This is a genomic window from Streptomyces sp. ALI-76-A (assembly GCF_030287445.1).
Classification (GTDB): Bacteria; Actinomycetota; Actinomycetes; order Streptomycetales; family Streptomycetaceae; genus Streptomyces.
Genome location: NZ_JASVWB010000002.1, coordinates 7645172 through 7662032, shown reverse-complemented (window position 1 = coordinate 7662032; position 16861 = coordinate 7645172). Strand labels below are relative to the sequence as shown.

At 73.0% G+C, this 16861-nt stretch carries 14 protein-coding genes; 7 read left to right on the top strand and 7 right to left on the bottom strand.

Going from position 1 to position 16861, the window contains the following annotated elements; all coding sequences use genetic code 11:
• Nucleotides 1–29: 29 nt before the first annotated feature.
• Entirely contained in the window at nucleotides 30–872 is an 843-nt protein-coding gene (locus QQS16_RS35105) for a class I SAM-dependent methyltransferase (protein WP_286066098.1), read from the bottom strand.
• A gap of 413 nt (nucleotides 873–1285) precedes the next feature.
• Here QQS16_RS35105 and QQS16_RS35100 point away from each other — a divergent pair, with 413 nt between their 5' ends.
• A complete protein-coding gene (locus tag QQS16_RS35100) occupies nucleotides 1286–2785 on the top strand; it encodes a hypothetical protein (protein ID WP_286066097.1) in 1500 nt (499 codons plus the stop codon).
• 375 nt (nucleotides 2786–3160) lie between these two features.
• Entirely contained in the window at nucleotides 3161–4120 is a 960-nt protein-coding gene (locus tag QQS16_RS35095; RefSeq protein ID WP_286066096.1) for a hypothetical protein, read from the top strand.
• A 99-nt stretch (nucleotides 4121–4219) separates the two neighbouring features.
• Here QQS16_RS35095 and QQS16_RS35090 read toward each other — a convergent pair whose 3' ends face one another.
• The gene (locus tag QQS16_RS35090) at nucleotides 4220–5341 is read right to left on the bottom strand and encodes an amidinotransferase (RefSeq protein ID WP_286066095.1); all 1122 of its coding nucleotides are present in this window, start codon (nucleotides 5339–5341) and stop codon (nucleotides 4220–4222) included.
• Nucleotides 5342–5893: 552 nt separating this feature from the next.
• Nucleotides 5894–6271, bottom strand: coding sequence for a peptidoglycan-binding domain-containing protein (locus tag QQS16_RS35085; protein WP_286066094.1), 378 nt, complete (start codon nucleotides 6269–6271; stop codon nucleotides 5894–5896).
• 442 nt (nucleotides 6272–6713) lie between these two features.
• Between QQS16_RS35085 and QQS16_RS35080 the strand changes: the two genes are divergently transcribed.
• Complete coding sequence (locus QQS16_RS35080; RefSeq protein WP_286066093.1) at nucleotides 6714–7805, top strand: helix-turn-helix domain-containing protein; 1092 nt, start codon at nucleotides 6714–6716, stop codon at nucleotides 7803–7805.
• 88 nt (nucleotides 7806–7893) lie between these two features.
• Here QQS16_RS35080 and QQS16_RS35075 read toward each other — a convergent pair whose 3' ends face one another.
• A complete protein-coding gene (locus tag QQS16_RS35075; protein ID WP_502963938.1) occupies nucleotides 7894–9270 on the bottom strand; it encodes a glycoside hydrolase family 43 protein in 1377 nt (458 codons plus the stop codon).
• Between the two features lie 255 nt (nucleotides 9271–9525).
• Here QQS16_RS35075 and QQS16_RS35070 point away from each other — a divergent pair, with 255 nt between their 5' ends.
• Together QQS16_RS35070 and QQS16_RS35065 are read left to right on the top strand one after the other, a co-directional pair.
• Entirely contained in the window at nucleotides 9526–10950 is a 1425-nt protein-coding gene (locus tag QQS16_RS35070) for an amidase (RefSeq protein ID WP_286066091.1), read from the top strand.
• 403 nt (nucleotides 10951–11353) lie between these two features.
• Complete coding sequence (locus QQS16_RS35065; protein ID WP_286066090.1) at nucleotides 11354–11800, top strand: type II toxin-antitoxin system PemK/MazF family toxin; 447 nt, start codon at nucleotides 11354–11356, stop codon at nucleotides 11798–11800.
• Between the two features lie 166 nt (nucleotides 11801–11966).
• Here the strand turns inward: QQS16_RS35065 and QQS16_RS35060 are convergent, their stop codons facing one another.
• Together QQS16_RS35060 and QQS16_RS35055 are read right to left on the bottom strand one after the other, a co-directional pair.
• The gene (locus tag QQS16_RS35060) at nucleotides 11967–13394 is read right to left on the bottom strand and encodes a vanadium-dependent haloperoxidase (RefSeq protein WP_286066089.1); all 1428 of its coding nucleotides are present in this window, start codon (nucleotides 13392–13394) and stop codon (nucleotides 11967–11969) included.
• A gap of 318 nt (nucleotides 13395–13712) precedes the next feature.
• Nucleotides 13713–13868 carry a hypothetical protein gene (locus tag QQS16_RS35055; RefSeq protein WP_286066088.1) on the bottom strand — a complete coding sequence of 52 codons (156 nt, stop codon included), beginning with the start codon at nucleotides 13866–13868 and terminating at the stop codon, nucleotides 13713–13715.
• 258 nt (nucleotides 13869–14126) lie between these two features.
• Here QQS16_RS35055 and QQS16_RS35050 point away from each other — a divergent pair, with 258 nt between their 5' ends.
• The gene (locus tag QQS16_RS35050) at nucleotides 14127–15278 is read left to right on the top strand and encodes a sensor histidine kinase (RefSeq protein ID WP_286066087.1); all 1152 of its coding nucleotides are present in this window, start codon (nucleotides 14127–14129) and stop codon (nucleotides 15276–15278) included.
• The gene (locus tag QQS16_RS35045; protein ID WP_286066086.1) at nucleotides 15275–15931 is read left to right on the top strand and encodes a response regulator; all 657 of its coding nucleotides are present in this window, start codon (nucleotides 15275–15277) and stop codon (nucleotides 15929–15931) included. The genes QQS16_RS35050 and QQS16_RS35045 overlap by 4 nt, the downstream gene beginning before the upstream one ends.
• Before the next feature lie 40 nt (nucleotides 15932–15971).
• On the opposite strand, the gene QQS16_RS35040 is transcribed toward QQS16_RS35045, so the two are convergent.
• Nucleotides 15972–16799: a TIGR02452 family protein gene (locus QQS16_RS35040; RefSeq protein ID WP_286066085.1), complete on the bottom strand. Its 828-nt coding sequence runs from the start codon at nucleotides 16797–16799 to the stop codon at nucleotides 15972–15974.
• Nucleotides 16800–16861 lie beyond the last annotated feature (62 nt).

Genomic DNA, 16861 nt, shown 5'->3' with positions numbered 1-16861 from the left:
GACCGGTTCCGGGCGCCGTGCCTGCCGGGTCAGCCGATCCGGTCGGCCGGTGGGCCCGGTCGCCGCGACCGGGCGCGATCGGACGCGGGGTGGGTGACCCGGAGCTTGGACTGACCGTGCGGCAGCCGCTCCCAGTCCTCCATGAAGCGGGCGCTCAGACCGTGCTTCCCGGCCAGCCGGATCAGCGTCTCGGTGCGGTAGTAGAAGTCCTCGCCGAGCACCTGGTGTTCGTCGCTGTCGGTGCGGTCGAAGGTGAAGTCGAAGAACCCGTCGGGCGCCAGCACGCGTCCGACGTGCGAGAGGCATTCGTCGATGACCTCCAGCGGCGAGTGCGAGAACACACTGTGCGCGTGCACCACCGTGAAGTACCCGTCGGGCAGGAAGTCCAGGGTCAGGTCGGCGACGGGGGTCAGGTGCGGCAGCTTCCGCTGGAGGCCGTAGCGGACCAGGGTCTTCTTGGCCTCGATGAGGATGTCGGGCGAGATGTCGATCCCGACGTAGTGCCCGGGCTCCAGGTACTCGATGAAGCGCCACCCGGCGCGCAGGTTGCCGCACCCGATCTCCAGCATCCGGTCCCGCGGCGTCAGCCCGTGGCGCAGCAGGTAGTCGTACTGCATCTGCCCGATGGCCAGCCAGCGTGCGTGCGACGGCACGCCCCCGACCGCCGCCTCGGGACTCCTCGCGGTGTCCGACGCCATCACCGCCCGGTAGTACGCGATGTGGCTCCCCCGGTGCCGCAACCGCAGCCAGCCGTCCCTGCCCGCCCGACGCAGGTAGGGCACCACGCGCTCCGGATGAGACAGCGCGTACCGCACCTTGTGCCCCAGGCGCGAGCGGTTCGCCGACAGGCGCGCAGCGGAAGTTCTGTGCATGACGGTCTCCGTGTCTTCCGTCCGTAGGCGGTGCCTGTCCGGATGCTAACCACGGAGGCCGGTGACGGCGCGTCGGCGCCGGCCGCGTCTGCCGGCCGACCCCGGCGGCTTCCCCTGCGCTGCCGCGGGTCTCCCCTCACCCGTTCGGGACGGACCGCTCGGCCGGGTGCCGCACCGGCGTGGTGGACCCCCGCGACCACCGGCAGCGTGGAGGCGCGGACACGGGCCCTGGGGGCGCGGGCACGGGCCGTGGACGCCGTCATCGCCGTACCGTCGAAGGAGGCCGGACCGTGCAGGAATCCCCCTTGATCTTCGGCCCACGGAGCGACCAGTCGGATGGCACACAGCGGCGGACGCGAGGAGGCCGGGGGGATCGAGGACGCCCGGAGCAGGGTGCCCGCCGGCCGGGCCCCATGGCCCGGGCACTCGCCCGTCCGCTGCCGTGGCTCGCGGCCGTCGCCGCCGCCTTCACGCTCGTGCAGCTGGTCCTGGTGGTGCCCGGGCTGGGGCTCGGCTGGGACGAGACCGTGTACGTCAGCCAGGTCAGCCCGCAGGCTCCGGCGGCGTTCTTCAGCGCGCCCCGGGCCCGCGGCGTCACCGTCCTCGTCGCCCCCCTCACGGCGGTGACCACCTCCACCCTGGCGCTCCGCGTCTACCTGGCCGTGCTCTCCGGCTGCGGGCTCTTCGGCGCGCTGTGGGTGTGGCGCCGGTTGCTGCCCACTCCCGTCCTCACGGTCGCCGGGGCGCTGTTCGCGAGCCTGTGGATCACACTGTTCTACGGCCCGCAGGTCATGCCGAACCTCTGGGTCGCCTACGGGGCCCTCGTCGCGGCCGGCTGCTTCCTGCGCGCCGTACGCCGGCCCGGGGACCGCCGGGCACTGGTCGGCGTGGCCGCCGGGGTCGCGCTCGCCGCGCTGATGCGTCCCACCGACGCGGTGTGGCTGGCCCTGCCGCTCGCGGCGGCCGCCCTGCTGATGACGCGGACCCGGCGCCGGCTGCTGCTGCTCCTGGTCCTCGCGGCGGGCCTGGCCCTCGGCTCCGCCGAGTGGGTCGTCGAGGCGTACGTGCGGTACGACGGCCTGTTCGCGCGGCTGCGGCGGGCCAGCGACATCCAGGGGCACCTGGGCGCGTACTTCGCTGTCGACGACCATGTGCGCGCCCTGGGCGGACGGATCCTGTGCCGCCCCTGTGACGTGTCCTGGCGGCACCCCGTCGCCAGTGCGTGGTTCTTCGCGCTGCCCGTGCTCGTCGCGGGCGGCGTGGGGGCGGCGGCCCGCACCCGGCACCGGGCCGGGATCGTCCTCGCGGCCGGGACCGGACTGGCGCTGGCGGTGCCGTACCTGTTCACCGTCGGCTACGCGGCGCCGCGTTTCCTGCTGCCGGCGTACGCCCTGCTGAGCCTGCCGGTGGCGCAGTGCCTGGTCGGCGTGTGGCGCGTGCGTCCGCGGTGGCGCGCGGTCGCCGTCGCGCTGCTCGGGGTGGTGACCGTGGCCCACCTCGTGGTCCAGTACCAGGTTCTCGACGGCGTGGCGGGCCGGGTGCGCGCCGACACCACCGCCCACACCCGTATCGCCGCGGAACTGCGCGCGCAGGGCGTACGCCCGCCCTGCGTGATCACCGGCGAGGAGGCCGTCCGGGTCGCGTTCCGCACCGGCTGCTCCTCCCGCCAGCCCGCCGGGCACGACGTGAGCATCACGTCCACCGGCCTGGCCGCCGCGGCCCGGCAGCGACCGGTCGCCGTCCTGCTCTCCGGAGACCGGCGCCCCCCGGCCTACGCCCGCCGCTGGCACGTCCTCCCCCTCCCGGACCTGCGCAACCGCACCGACTACCGCGCCTACCTGTCCCCCACGGCGTTGTCCCCCACGGCGTTCCCCCTTTCCGGACGCCGCGCCGAACCGGTCGCGGAGAGGTGACGCCCGGGCCGCGTCGACAGCACGCGGGGCGCACTCACCGAAGCACTCCGCCGGGCTCGGTGTGTGCGGTGGAGGGCGGGATCGGGGTGCACGGTGGAGGGCGGACTCGGCCCACCGGTGTGGCCGGGCCCGGCGTGTGCGGCGGTGGTGTGTGGTGTGGCCGGGCTCGGTGTGCACGGGCTCGGCCCGCCGGTGTGGCCGGGCTCCGTGTGCGCGGCGGTGCCCCGGCTCCCCGACCGAACCGCAGGGTGGCCGGCGACAGCGGACGCGGTGACGGCCGGGCTCGGCCTGCGTGGTGGCGGTCGGGCTCAGTCAACGCGGTGACAGGCGGGCTCGGTGTGCGCGCTGGTCACGTCCGGTCGAAAGGTGAGGATCATGCAGCGCAAGGGTCGGCGCGACGGCGCCGGGCAGGACGTGGAGGCCGTTCTCGACGAGCTCTACGCCACGCCGCCGTCCGGCTTCGTCGCCCGCCGCGAGGAGCTGGCGGCGGCCGCCAGGACGGCCGGCCGCGCGGACGACGCCCGCCGGATCCACGCCGCGCGCCGCCCCACCCTCGCGGCCTGGGCGGCGAACCTGCTCCTGCGGGGCCGGCCGGAGGAGAGCCGACGCTTCCTGGAGCTGGGGCAGGCGCTGCGCGAGGCGTACCGGTCCCTGGACGCCGACGGGGTCAGAGAGCTGTCGGAGCAGCGCCGCACCGTCGTCTCCGCCCTGTCCCGGCAGGCCGCCGGGCTGGCGCGGGAGGCAGGGCACCGGCTGTCGGACGCCGCGCAGCAGGACGTCGAATCCACCCTGCGCGCCGTGCTCGCCGACCCGGACGCGGCCGGCCAGTGGGCCACCGGCCGTCTGGAGTCCGCGCTCACCCCGCCGTCCACGTTTCCCGCCGGCACCCCACTGATCACCGGCGCGCGGCCGACGTCACCGAAGCCGTCGTCGAGGTCGTCCGAGCCGTCCAGGGCCGCGACGCCGTCGTCAGCGCGGGCACAGGCCAAGGCCAGGGACGACCTAGCCGACCGGCGCCGCCGGCGGGAGGAACTGGCCCGCGCCAGAAAGGCGGCCAAGGCGGCCGAACACCACCTGCGTGACCAGCGCGCCGCACAGGTGGACGCCGACTCACTGGTCCAGCAGGCACACGACCGGCACGACCGGGCCCGCCGGCAGGTGTCCGCCGCCGAACACCACCTGCGGCAGGCCCGCGAGGAGCTCCAGCAGGCCGAACGGGAAGAGCGGGAAGCCGTGGAGCGGCGGCAGGCGGCCGCCGACGCCCTGAGCCAGGCCGAACGCGAAGCGCACGAGGCCGCCCAAGAGGTGGAACGCCTCACCGCGCCCCCCGGGTAGGCGCCCGGCCGCCGGCTGACGCGGCTGGTCCGGCCAGCCGGCGCAGGGGATCCGGCCAGCCGGCGCCTTGGGTCCGGTCAGCCGGCGGACGTCGCCCGATCAGTCGACATACGACTCGAGCGTGCCGCGCCGGCGGGTGTCGAGGGTCGCGCAGTGGAACGAGCCGCCGAACGGCGCGTAGTGCAGCAGGTCGCACGGGATGGGCTCGAACCCCCACTTCTCCAGCGCACGCAGCATGGTGGCGTGATGCCGCTCCGCGATCACCCGTTTCTCGTCGACCATCAGCACGTTCATGCTGAGCCACTTGCCGCACATCGAGGTGATCTTGAGCAGCCGCTCGTCGATCGGGTCGGGCTCGGGGGCGACCAGGACGTCCCAGGACCTCAGGACGTCGGGCAGGCGGTCGACGTCGATGTACTCGGGATTGACCAGTACCTTGCCGGGCGCGAGCAGGATGAACGTCGTGTCGATGTGCATGGGGGTGCGGCAGCGGCTCTCGATCTCGTGGATGCGGTAGCCGGGTCCGAGATGGCGCCGCAACCACTCGATGCCCATGCGGTTGGTGACGTTGCTCCGGGTGACGAACAGGTCGCGTCCGGCACGCACGAAATCCGCGGCGTCGAAGACCGGCTCGAACTCGGTGAGGATGTAGCGCATCGGCTCCCCCGGCCTGGGGGCCCGGAAGTTCTTCTCGAAGAGCGCGTCGGTGAGTTGGGGCTTCGGCGCCGCCGTCCAGCGGGCGCCGCGCCGGAAGTAGTCCTTGAGGATCTCGCGGTACGAGTGGGTCTCGAAGTACCGGCACGGCCATGCCATCGGGGTCTCGATGATCTCGTCGCCGATCACGAGCATGCTGTCGCGCGGACAGGTGTTGCAGAACCCGCGCGACGACCAGTCGGGGGTGCCGAAGAGCTGCCGGTGATCGACCGCCTCCGGACGCCTGACCGTGACGTCGAGGGACTCCAGGAGAGCGATGAACTGGTCGAGTTCCTGCTGCGCCCGCTCGATCAGCAGGTGCGGATAGCGGAAACCCGCCGCAAGACCCTGCAACCGCCCCGCCCATGGGGGGATGTTGCAGGTCACGACCGGATGGTCGGAGGGGATCGTCGCGCCGTCGAGACGGCCGACGATGATCTCCTCCAGCGGGTCCCACTCGTTGTGCGAACTGACCGGCGAGACAAGGTGTTCCGCGGCGACGGCCTCCGTGACCGATGGCGCCGACATCACGCGTGGTCCGTAACGTGCGGAGGAGCGTCGTCCACGTGCCCGGGGGCATCGCCGACGGGCGCAGGGACATCGTCGCCCGCCGTCACCGTCAGAATGCCGGGTCTCACCACAACCGCCATGTCCAACCGCTTTCGCTCATCACGACGACCGGCCTTCCGGACCGGTCCTCGACGCCAGCCCTTCCCTGTCACGGCCTGTGAGCGGACAGAGACGACCGGCCGACGCGTCGCGCACGCGGCGATCGGCAGCACGTGGGACTCGACGCCACCCCACAGAAGTCCGGCCCTTCCGTACCGCTCAGGCCCACTCCAACCGGTTACCCCGACCCGGAGGCCCTGAACGTCCTCGCCTCGCACCGCTGCGGCCCACGACGGCCGACGCAAGAGCTGATGACCGGCGCACCGGACGGCGGGACCGCCGACGGCACCGCGGCGTACTGCCTGCCGCGGTGCCGTCGGTGCGGAGTGCCTGATCAACCGGCTCGACCGGTTGGCTGGAATGCCTGGTCAACCGGCCTGACCGGCCTGACTGCCGCCGCAGCCGCCGAGCTTACGGGCAGCCGTTGCCGCGCAGGGCCCGCCAGGTGTTCGGACCGATCTCGCCGTCCACGCTCAGCCGCGTGGTGCAGTAGTACCTGCTGTCGTACTGGAAGGAACGCGTCGCGTCGTTGGTGTTCTCGCCGAAGTCACCGTCGATGCCGGACGGGCCGACGTCGTAGCCCCAGTACTCCAGCAGACACTGGGCCTGCTTGACGGCGGTGCCGCTGGAGTTCCGCGCCATGGAGATGGTGGGAGTGGAGTCCGTGTAGTTGCAGCCGTGGACTCCGACTGCCCCTGACGTGCCGGCCAGTGCGGGGGCGGCCAGAGCCGGCCCGGTCACCATGGCCGCGGCCGCTGCGGCAGCCGCGGCGAATGTGCGCAATCGCATGAGAGTTCCCCTTCGATCGGTGTCGTCGGATCAGGGAGGCGTGTGAGGCCTCGCCGGTGGTGCCGTCGCGGACGGCCGACTCGGCGTCGGAGCGCCCCGTGTCGTCCGTGCGAGTCGAGGCCCGCGTTCCGTCCGTGGGCCTGCGGCAGTCCGCCCGGGCACCGTGTGTCTGCGCCACGGGTGTGTGGACAGGAGCCGGGCACGGTCCGTACCTCCGTCACCGCGGTGGGTTCCGTCGGTCCGGCGGGCCCCAACCCTGTACCGTGCCCGGGCCAGGCCGACGCTGGCAGCGCGCGCCGACGGCTGGCAAGGGAACGCCTCCCGGTGGGATGCTGGGACACCGATACGCGTGGGACCTCGTACTTCTGCTGACCTGCTGGGACACCGGTGGGACAGACAGGACGGCGGGATGGACAGGACGGGTGAGCGCCGAGGGGGAGCCATGTCATCGCAGCCCGTGGAGTTCGAGGAGTTCGCGGCCTGTCTGCGGACACTCAAGGAACGAGCGGGCCTCAGCTACGGGGCGCTGGCCGGGAAGACCGGGATCAGCAGCTCCAGCCTGCATCGGTACTGCTCCGGCTCGTACGTCCCGCTGGACTACGGATCGGCACACCGGTTCGCCACCGCCTGCGGGGCGTCACCGGAGGAACTGCGCCGATTACACCGGCTCTGGGCCCTGGCGGACGCCAGCCGGGACCCCGTTCGCGACGGGGCCGCGGATCCGGTGCCGGACCCGGACGTCGGCCGGAGCGGGTCCCGCGCACCGGACCCCGTCCCGGCCGCCGCGCCGGTGCCGCATCCCGCACCCGCCGCCCAGCGGCCGCCACGGCACCGCAGGAGATCACAGGCTCTCGGTGTGATCGCGCTCATCCTCGCGCTGGGCGCCACGGCATGGGTGGTGGCCGCCGTGTCGGGCGGCGGGCCGGCCTCCGACGATGTCGCGTCCGGCAGCGGGGAACGCCTGTTGTTCTCGGCGGCATGCGCCCAGCCGGTCAGCATGGGCCAGCACGACGCCTGCGTACGGGAGGTGCAGCGGCTCCTGGCCCGGGCCGGGGCGGCGCTGGACGTCGACGGCGACTTCGGCCCGCAGACGCTGCGCCGCGTGACCGCCTTCCAGGTGCTGTCCGGCATCAGCCCCAACGGGGTGGTCGGCGACGAGACGAAGAAGGCGCTCTACGCGCCGAAGGCCCGGATGAACACGTGGACTCCGCGGAAGGTACGGCAGCGGATCCGCGAGGTGTTCCGCGACGTGCCCGACCGGGCGGTCGCCATCGCCGACTGCCAGTCGTTCCTCGATCCGTTCCACATCCTGCCGAACACCAACGGGACGCGGAACTGGGGTGTCTTCCAGATCTCCGACGCCAGACTGCGGGAACTGCGGGGCACCCCCCGCGACGCGTTGGATCCGGAGTGGAACATCCAGGCCGCCCACCGGCTGTGGAGCCGTACGAAGAGCTTCGGGGACTGGCCGCACTGCGACCGCGCGTACGGCGGCCCGGCGTCCCCCTCACCGTCCGGCTCGACGCCGGGCTGAGCGGCCCCCGCGGACGCTGCCCCGGCGGCGGGGCCGGACCGGGCCCGACGGCCCGCTCCGACCGCCTGGTGCGCGCCAGTGGTGCCGCTCAGCTCCAGGCCGCCACCGGAACGAACGAACTGTCCTGCCGGAACAGGTCCGTTCCGTCCGCGCGGGCCACACGGAGCTGGTAGTTGTAGTGGCGCAGGTAGTAGCCCGGGTAGTTGTACGACTCCAGGCGCAGCGAGCCGCTCGACGTGCCGGCGCGGGCGATGAACGTGGCGTCCTTGGCGAAGGTCGACGTGCCGTCGTTCGCGTCGAAGCGGGCGCGGTAGTCCCAGTGGCGCAGGTAGTTGCCGGCGGCGTCCCGGAAGGAGTGGCCGTTCGCGTCGGCGAGGCCGGCGACGACCGTGAAGGTGGCCGCCTGCTTCTCGGCGGTGGTGCTGGAGCCGCTCACCACCGGGAGGTTGAGCAGCGAGGACTGCGACTGCCAGTACCGGGTGGAGAAGTTGGCCGACTGGAAGGACCGGGTGACGTTCCGCGCCAGGCTCGGGCCGCCCGACACCGTCTCCTTGATCACCGTGAAGTGGCGGGCCGTGCCCGAGACGGCGGGCAGCGCCGCCGGGGCCGACCAGGTCGCGAAGGTGTCGTAGCTGTCGCTGTAGTAGTAGGTGCCGTCTCCGTAGCCGTCGAAGAAGATCCGCCAGCCGCCGTTGTCGAGCTGCACCAGTGCCGCGCCTTCGCGGTAGCTGCCCCAGCCGGCCCAGTTGCCGGTGCGGCTGATGGTGTAGGGGCCGGTGAGCCGGGAGGCCGTCGCGTACTCGATGTACTTCGACGTCTCGTTCTTGGTGAAGGCGTGGTAGGTCGAGCCGATCCGCACGATGTAGGTGTCGATGTGGTTCGCCCCGATGCCCGACAGCGCCACCGATGAACTCCACGCTGTCAGACCGGAGTTGGTGGCCTTCAGCAGGTACGGGGTGAAGATCCACTCGTCGTTCGTGGTGGAGCAGGACACGATGATGTTCACGCTGCCGTCGCTGTCGACGAACCACTCCGGCGCCCAGGCGCGGGAGAGGTTGGCGATCGGGACCGTGTAGTCGTACAGGAAAGTCCAGTTGACCCGGTCGGAGCTGCGTGCGAAGCCGATCGTGGTGCTCGGGTCCTGCCAGGTGTGGGTGGTGTAGGTGATGTAGTAGTAGCCGTTCGTGTGCTTGAAGATGCTCGCGTCGCGGATGCGGTTGCTCGGCGGCGTGTAGGCGGACGCCTTGGCCAGCCGGAAGTCGGTGGCGTCGTCGGACTGGTAGACGTTCACGGTGCCGTCGTTGCTGTCGAGGAACGGCACGATGGTGTAGCGGGTGGCGGAGCCGCTGGGCGGGGCGGCGGCGAGGGCCGAGCCGAGCAGTCCGGGCATCTCGCCCATGAGCACGGCCGAGGCCGGCAGGGCGGCCAGCGCCCGCAGCAGGGTTCGGCGGGACGGCGACGGCATGGAAGATCGTGTGCTCACGGGCGGCTCTCTCTCCTACGCGTGCGGCTCGACGTTCGACATTGCGAACAAGGTTCGGAAAGTCGATCAGAAGGTAGGGGTGGGGCACGAACGCGTCAATGGTTTGCGCACGACCCCGTGCGGCGCCGCGCACCCGGTGCCGGCCGCCGCGCCGCCACGGCCGCGAACCGTTCCGCCGCGCCCCGGCGGACGTTACCGTGCAGTAGACAGCGCGCCGCGTCCCCGGAGGTGTCCCGCATGACGTTCGACCGTTCCGCAGGCCTGACGGAGTCCGCGCGTGCGCTGGCCGCCGGGGAGGTGACCGCCCGGGCGCTCACGGAGCGGGCCCTGGCCCGGATCGAGGCCACCCGGGACTCGCTGAACGCCTTCCGGATCGTACGGAGCGAGGCGGCGCTCGCCGAGGCGGAGGCGGCGGACGCGGCCCTGGCCGCCGGGGTGCGCAAGCCGCTGCTCGGGGTGCCGGTGGCCGTCAAGGACGACATGGACGTGGCCGGCGAACCCACCGCGTTCGGCTGCCAGGGCGAGTTCCCGCCGGTTCCCAGGGACGGCGAGGCGGTACGGCGGCTGCGCGCGGCCGGGGCGGTGATCGTCGGCAAGACCAACACCTGCGAGTTCGGGCAGTGGCCGTTCACCGAGGGGCCCGCGTTCGGCGCGACCCGCAACCCGTGGAGCCCGGAGCACACGCCCGGCGGCTCGTCCGGCGGATCGGCCGCCGCCGTCGCCGCGGGTCTCGTGCCCGCCGCGCTCGGCTCGGACGGGGCCGGTTCGGTACGCATCCCGGCCTCCTGGACCCATCTCATCGGCATCAAGCCGCAACGCGGCCGGATCTCCACCTGGCCGCGCGGCGAGTCGTTCCACGGCATCACGGTCAACGGCACCCTGGCCCGCACGGTCGCCGACGCGGCCCTGCTGCTGGACGCGGCGAGCGGCAACCACGACCTGGACCCGCACCGCCCGCCGGCCGTCCGCGCCGCCGAGGCCGCCGGCCGCGACCCCGGCCGGCTGCGCGTCGCGCTCTCCCTCCGGCCGCCCTTCACCGCCCTGCCCGCCCGCCTCCAGCCGGAGGTGCGCGCCCTGGTCGTCCGGCTCGCCGAGCGGCTCGGCGCGCTGGGGCACGACGTCGAGGAGGCCGACCCGCCGTACGGACAGATCGGGCTGACGTTCGTCCCCCGCGCCACCGCCGGTCTCGCCGAACGGGTCCGCGAGGCCCCCTTCCCCACCCTCCTCGACCGCCGCACCCGGGAGGCCGCCCGGCTGGGCGGGCTGCTCGGCGGGGTACCGCTGCGGGCGGCCCGGCGCGCCGAGGCGGTGCTGCACCGTCGTATCGGCCGGTTCTTCACGTCGTACGACGTGGTCCTCGCGCCGACCACGGCCGCTCCCCCGCCGCGCATCGGCGCGCTGCTGAACCTGAACGGCCTGGCCACCGACCGCGCGATGATCGCGGCCTGTCCCTACGCCTGGCCGTGGAACGTGCTGGGCTGGCCCGGCGTCAACGTGCCCGCCGGTTTCGTCACGGGCGGTCTGCCGGTCGGTGCCCAGTTGCTCGGTCCGGCGAACAGCGAGCCGCTGCTCGTCTCCCTGGCCGCCCAGTTGGAGGCGGACCTGCGCTGGCACGAGGCGTGGCCGCCGAACCGGGTCGCCTCGGATGCCCCGGCCGCGTGAGGGCGTCGCGCCGAGTCGCGCCCGTCCCCCGCGGCCATGGACGACGCGTCGATGACCGGGCTCACGGGGTGGCGCACCGGGACGATCGGACGCGGGCTGGTCGGCGGGTGATCGTCCGCCTGCGCGGCGGCACCGCGTCGACGACATGGTGGTGCCCGACGGCGCCGACGGCATGGCGGACCTGCTCGCCACGGCGCTCACCACGGGTGGCACGGGACTCGGTCTGGTCCGGGACTCGGTCCGGCCCGTCGGCCACCCGCCTCGAAGAACCGGAACGGACGGACGGCGAACGGCACTTCGCCCCCTCAACGCGGTCGCGACGCCGTCGGCGCACACGGTGCCGGTGGAGACGGACGGGGGTGAGGCGGGCGCGGTCCTCCGCGCGGGCTCTAACGTTGCGCCCGTGACTGCGTCTACCGATCAGAACGTCCCCGGCCGGTCCGGCCCCTTCGCCACGACCGAGGCCGACCCCCGCCGGACGGGCCGGGTGCGCACGGAGTACTCGCCCGCGCACGACGGCGACCCGGATCCCGGCGAGGTCGTCTGGACCTGGGTCCCCTACGAGGAGAACGACGGCCGGGGCAAGGACCGCCCCGTCCTCGTCGTCGCCCGTGAGGCCGGCGGCACCTTCCTGGCCGTCCGGCTGTCCAGCAAGCGGCACGACGGGGACCGGGAGTGGGTGCCGATCGGCAGCGGGCCCTGGGACCGCACGGGACGGGACTCCTGGGTCGACGTGGACCGCGTCCTGCGCCTGCACGAGGCCGGTATGCGCCGCGAGGCCTGCGCCCTGGACCGCATGCGCTTCAACCTCGTCCGCCACCGTCTGACGCAACGCCACGGCTGGACCTGACCCCCTCCTCAGCCCGTCCGGCGCTCGAGGACGGGGCCGTTCAGGCCGAAGCGGGGGTCCGGGGGCGGCGGCAGCCCTCAGGGTCGGGACCGGGAAGGGGCCGCGGAGCGAGACACATCTGACGCACGCCGGGCCTCCCGGGGACCCGGCGTGCGGAACCGCTCGGCTAGAGCTTGCGCAACCTCGTGGTGAAGACGTGGGCGGCGACCTTGTCACCCAGGGTGAGGCCGTCCTCCGCGTCCCACGGGAAGTGGACTCCGAGCCAGACCCTGCTGTAGGCGTCCTCGTGGGCCGCCGCGCTGAAGCTCGTGAAGTGGCGGGTCTTCACCGGTGACTGAGGGTCGTCGGTGGTCATGTCGAAGGCGATGCGGTCGCTGCCGAAGTAGCGCTTCATCACCCCCGCCCAGGCCGCGCCGAACGTCGCGTGCCCCGAGGCCCAGGCCGGGAAGCACGGAGTGACGTTCACGCCCGCCCGGGTCTTCAGCAACGGCTTCCACTCCGGGTCGAGCCCGCCTTCCCGGATCGCGGACACCGGCCGCCACAGGTCGATCGGGGTCAGGAACTTCACGTCCCGTACCGCGATCCCGGAGTCCGCCATCGCGATGGAGACGAGCGCGAACAACCGGGCGTTCTCGTACGTGGTCAGGCCGCGGGCCTGGGCGACCTCCCGGGTCGCCTGAAGCAGCTGACCCGGCGGCTTGTAGGTGCCGTCCAGATCGTTGGCCCAGAACCAGGCCGCCGCCTCCTGGTCCGGGGTCCGGTTGACGGTGGGCGTACGCGCGGTCGGCCTGTCGGCGCCGGCCGACCGGACCGCCTCGACCTGAGCCTTGTAGGCGTCACTGGCCAGCAGCTTCTCGTACGTCCCGTACAGGCTCGGGGTCGCCGGGCGGAACTGCGAGCCGGAGGTGAGGGCGAAGGGCTTCATCTCGCCCCAGAACGGTGTGACCGCCTGGCTGTCGCGCTCGCACGAGGGATCGGGCATGTCCGGGTAGCTGGTGGGCCGCCACGCGCCCGGCTTGTCGTCGCCGGCGTACACCCGGTCGTCGTCGGAGCCGTCGTCGCTTCGCGCGGCCCTCATCTGCTCGACCATGCGGCCGACGACCGTGACGTCGAGCAGATCGAACTCGGTGGGCTCCGTGCCGAACCGCTCACGGAACTTCGAGTCGAGGAACTGCGCCTGTTCCCCGTACAGCCCCAGCAGGATGTTGTACGCCGTGCGGCCGATCACCCGTTCCTCTTCGTCGGGGCCCTCCGTCCAGCCGTCGTACTTGTGGACGTTCAGGTACGGCTCCGAGGTGATCTTTCCCTTCCACTTCAGCCGGTACGAGCTCTCCGCGTCGTAGATCGCCGCGTTCAGCATCGCCGCGGAACGGGCCATCGGCCCCGGTCCGCCTCCCTCACGCCGGATGACCTCGAGCAGCACATCGTTCCAGTAGTGGACGGGATCGGCGATCTGTTGGCGCGGCAGCGCCGCCTGCGCGGGCTGCGCTGCGACGGTGAGCACGCTGCCGGTGGTGGCCAGCACCGCCACCGTGGCCAGCGTCCGGCGCCACATCCCCGTGCCCGGCCGGACAGATCTGACACTTGTCGACATGTCAACTCCCTGAGTGCGTGGAGACGTTGGTCGTGCTGCCCGGGCCGGCCCTCCTGGCCGGTCCGGGCTCGCGCCTGTCGGCGTCGCGGAGGTCTTGTCCGCGGCCGGCCCGACGTGTTCCCTCGAGTGCGCCACTCCCCCGCGGCCGCACAGTCGCTGGAACGCCTCAGTCGTGTATTCGCTGCCACGGTCCGTGGCGAGAACGACCCCGTCGGCCCGGCCGCCTCCGGCCGCGTTCGCCACCCGCGGCCCGTCGCCGTCCTCATGACCGCGACGAGGACGGCGGATCGTGGCCCGCCATCCGGCGCGCGGGCCGCTTCAGGACACGCAGACGGGGTGCGCACCGCCGGCCATGACGTCGCCGGACGTGATCAGGCACGCCGTGCCGTACGCGTACGTCCCGGCGATGTCACCAGCGGTGCCCGTGGCTCCCCAGCCGTCGCACACCGCGGCCGCGGCGGCACCGGCGGCCACCAGCCCCCACCGGGCGTGGCAGCCGCCGTGGCGGCGTCGGAAAGGCTCTGCGTACGGGCATCTGTGTTTCCTCCTTCCAACAGATGCGACGTGCGGCGGTGCTGGTCCAGGACGCTACGGCCGGGCCGCGTACGGCGTCGTCCCACGCTGGTTGGCACTCCGGGTCGACCCAGCGCGGTAGGCAAGCGGTTCCTGCAACTTCCGCGGTACGGCGGGCGTTTGACGCTCATCCGCCGGGACCGGCCGTACGCTGCTGCGATGCGAATCCGCCCCCTCGCCGTCGACGTGCTGATCACGGCGGCGCTGACCGGTGTGGCCTTGCTGCTGGGGCCGGAGGCCGCCCGGCAGGGGCAGAATCCGCTCGACGCGACCGCCTATGCGCTGGTGGTCCTGGTCCACGTGCCGCTCGTGCTCCGTGGCCGGGCCCCCGTCGTGGTCTGCTGTCTCGTGCACGCGACCTGGCTGGTGTACATCACCGCCGGCCACTGGCCCGTGGTGTGCAGCTTCGGCCCCATGCTGGCCGTCTACACCGTCACCTCCCTGCGAGCGCCGCGCGTCTCCCTCCCCTGCGCCGCGCTGATGGGCGGGGTCTGGATCTACGCGGGGGCGGTGAACCAGACCGACTCCTGGCCGTCCGTCGTCGGACAGGCCGTCGTCTACCCGGCGATGCTGTGGCGGTTCGGCGCCCTCGCCCGCCGCTCGGCCGAGCTGGCCCGGCAGCTGCGCCGGGAACAGGCGGAGCGGGCCCGGCGCGAGGTGGCCGAGGAACGCGGCCGGATCGCCCGCGAACTGCACGACGTGGTCGCCCACCACATGTCCGTGATCTCCGTGCAGACCGGACTCGCCCGGTTCGTCTTCGACACCGACCGCCGGACCGCGCGTACCGCGCTCGACACGATAGAGGCCACCGGCAAGGAGGCCCTCGAAGAGCTGCGCCGCATGCTCATGATGCTGCGCGCCGCCGACGACGGTGCCCCGGCCGGCCCGATGCCGGGCCTGGCCCGCCTCGGTGAGATGACCGAACGCGTCCGCACCGGCGGGACCCGGGTCGCCCTGACCGTCGAGGGCGTCGAGCGCCCCCTGGCCCCCGGCGTGGAACTGTGCGCGTACCGGGTGGTGCAGGAGGCGCTCACCAACGTCCTGAAGCACGCGCCCGACGCGCGTGTGGAGGTACGGCTGAGGTATGAACCGCACCAGGTGACCGTCTCGGTCTCGGACGACGGAGAGGGGGTGATTCCGGACAGAGTGCGCACCGGCGGCGGCCATGGCTTGCTTGGCATGCGGGAGCGGGCCAAGCTCTACGGCGGGCAGATCGACATCGGCCCGCAGGACCGAGGTGGTTTCGCCGTGCGGCTGACCCTGCCGACCTCCGCGCGGGCCGCACATCAGGGGGACGACACCACCACATGACCACAGTGCTCGTCGTGGACGACCAGTTCCTCATCCGGGCCGGCCTGGTGGGGCTGCTGCGCGCCGCACCCGGCATCGAGGTGGTCGGCGAGGCGAGCGACGGTGCGGAGGGCGTGACGCTGGCCGCCCGGACCGCCCCCGAGGTGATCCTGATGGACGTCCGGATGCCCGGCATGAACGGCATCGAGGCCACCGAACGCATCCTCGCCCGGGCAGGCGACCCCCCACCCCGGATCCTGATGCTGACCACGTTCGACCTCGACGAGTACGTGTACGGGGCGCTGCGCGCGGGAGCCTGCGGGTTCCTGCTGAAGGACTCCGGTCCGGAACGGCTGCTCGCCGCGGTGGCCGCGGTCGCCGGCGGTGACGCGCTCTTCGCGCCCAGCGTCACCCGCCGCCTGGTGGAGGCGTACGCCCGGCAGACCGTCTGCGTACAGCCCTCCGATCTGGGTGCGTTGACCTCCCGCGAACTGGAGGTCCTGAAACTGATCGCACGCGGCCTGTCCAACCTGGAGATCGCCGACCGCCTCTACATCAGCGAGGCGACGGTCAAGACGCACCTCAACCGCACGATGACCAAACTGGACCTGGACAGCAGGGCACAGGCCGTGGTGATGGCGTACGAGTCAGGGCTCGTGACCCCGGGCGGATAGACAGGGCTCGTGACTCCGGGCGGACAGAGGTGCCGCGGTCCTACGCCAGGAGCTGACGCTCCGGGAACGACCGTACGAACGCCGCGCGCACCACAGCGCCCGGTGTGCGGTCGAGGATGCCGAAGACCACGTGCTCGAAGATTCCGGCGAACCGGCCGTCGGGTCCGAGCAGCAGGGTGCGGAAGGCGTCCGCGACCTGCGCCGGGTCGTTCCGGAACACCCCGCAGCCCCACGCGCCGAGCACCAGCCGCCGGTAGCCGTGCGCGGCGGCGGTCTCCAGCACCCGTTCCGCCCGGACCGCCAGGGCTCCCGGCAACTCGGCCGCCCGCTCCGGCGCCGTCCGCAGCACCACGCCGGCGTTCGGCGCGGCCGCGGTCAGGAAGCCGGCGGTGTACGGCTCGTCCAGGAGGCGGCCGCGGTCGTCGCGGAAGACGGGCACCGCCGGGGCGTGGATGACGCGGTCCGTGTAGAACGGGTCGCGGTGGGCGCGGTGGTGGTCGTAGAACTCCCGGACCCCGATCAGACAGGCGTACAGCGCGGAGGCCCGGCACAGGGCCTCCTCCTGGGCCTGGGCGCCGTTGCGGTAACCGCCGCCGGGATTGCGGGCCGAGGCGAAGTTCAGCACGGCCACCGGTCCGCCGGTCCGGCGGGCCGCCTCCAGACTGCTCTCGCCCGTGACCTCGATGAGCGTGTCCACCGACGGCGTCGGCGGTACCTCCACCGGGCCCGGCCCGTACATCCGGGTGCCGTGCACGGCGGCCTCGACCGCCGCCGCGACGGACACCTCGTGCCCGGCCGGCGCGCGGTAGGCCCCGGCCGCCACGATCTGCTCCGTCTGCTGCGCGATGCCGCGCAGCCGCGCGCTCATGGCGCCACCCCCGTGCGCGCCATGACCGCGTGCCGTGCGGCCTCCCCCGTCGTGCCCATGCA

Coding starts and splice junctions, on each gene's coding strand:
- QQS16_RS35105 (WP_286066098.1), bottom strand. CDS start 872: ATGCACAGAACTTCCGCTGCGCGCCTGTCGGCGAACCGCTCGCGCCTG.
- QQS16_RS35100 (WP_286066097.1), top strand. CDS start 1,286: ATGGCCCGGGCACTCGCCCGTCCGCTGCCGTGGCTCGCGGCCGTCGCC.
- QQS16_RS35095 (WP_286066096.1), top strand. CDS start 3,161: ATGCAGCGCAAGGGTCGGCGCGACGGCGCCGGGCAGGACGTGGAGGCC.
- QQS16_RS35090 (WP_286066095.1), bottom strand. CDS start 5,341: ATGTCGGCGCCATCGGTCACGGAGGCCGTCGCCGCGGAACACCTTGTC.
- QQS16_RS35085 (WP_286066094.1), bottom strand. CDS start 6,271: ATGCGATTGCGCACATTCGCCGCGGCTGCCGCAGCGGCCGCGGCCATG.
- QQS16_RS35080 (WP_286066093.1), top strand. CDS start 6,714: ATGTCATCGCAGCCCGTGGAGTTCGAGGAGTTCGCGGCCTGTCTGCGG.
- QQS16_RS35075 (WP_502963938.1), bottom strand. CDS start 9,270: ATGCCGTCGCCGTCCCGCCGAACCCTGCTGCGGGCGCTGGCCGCCCTG.
- QQS16_RS35070 (WP_286066091.1), top strand. CDS start 9,526: ATGACGTTCGACCGTTCCGCAGGCCTGACGGAGTCCGCGCGTGCGCTG.
- QQS16_RS35060 (WP_286066089.1), bottom strand. CDS start 13,394: ATGTCGACAAGTGTCAGATCTGTCCGGCCGGGCACGGGGATGTGGCGC.
- QQS16_RS35050 (WP_286066087.1), top strand. CDS start 14,127: ATGCGAATCCGCCCCCTCGCCGTCGACGTGCTGATCACGGCGGCGCTG.
- QQS16_RS35045 (WP_286066086.1), top strand. CDS start 15,275: ATGACCACAGTGCTCGTCGTGGACGACCAGTTCCTCATCCGGGCCGGC.
- QQS16_RS35040 (WP_286066085.1), bottom strand. CDS start 16,799: ATGAGCGCGCGGCTGCGCGGCATCGCGCAGCAGACGGAGCAGATCGTG.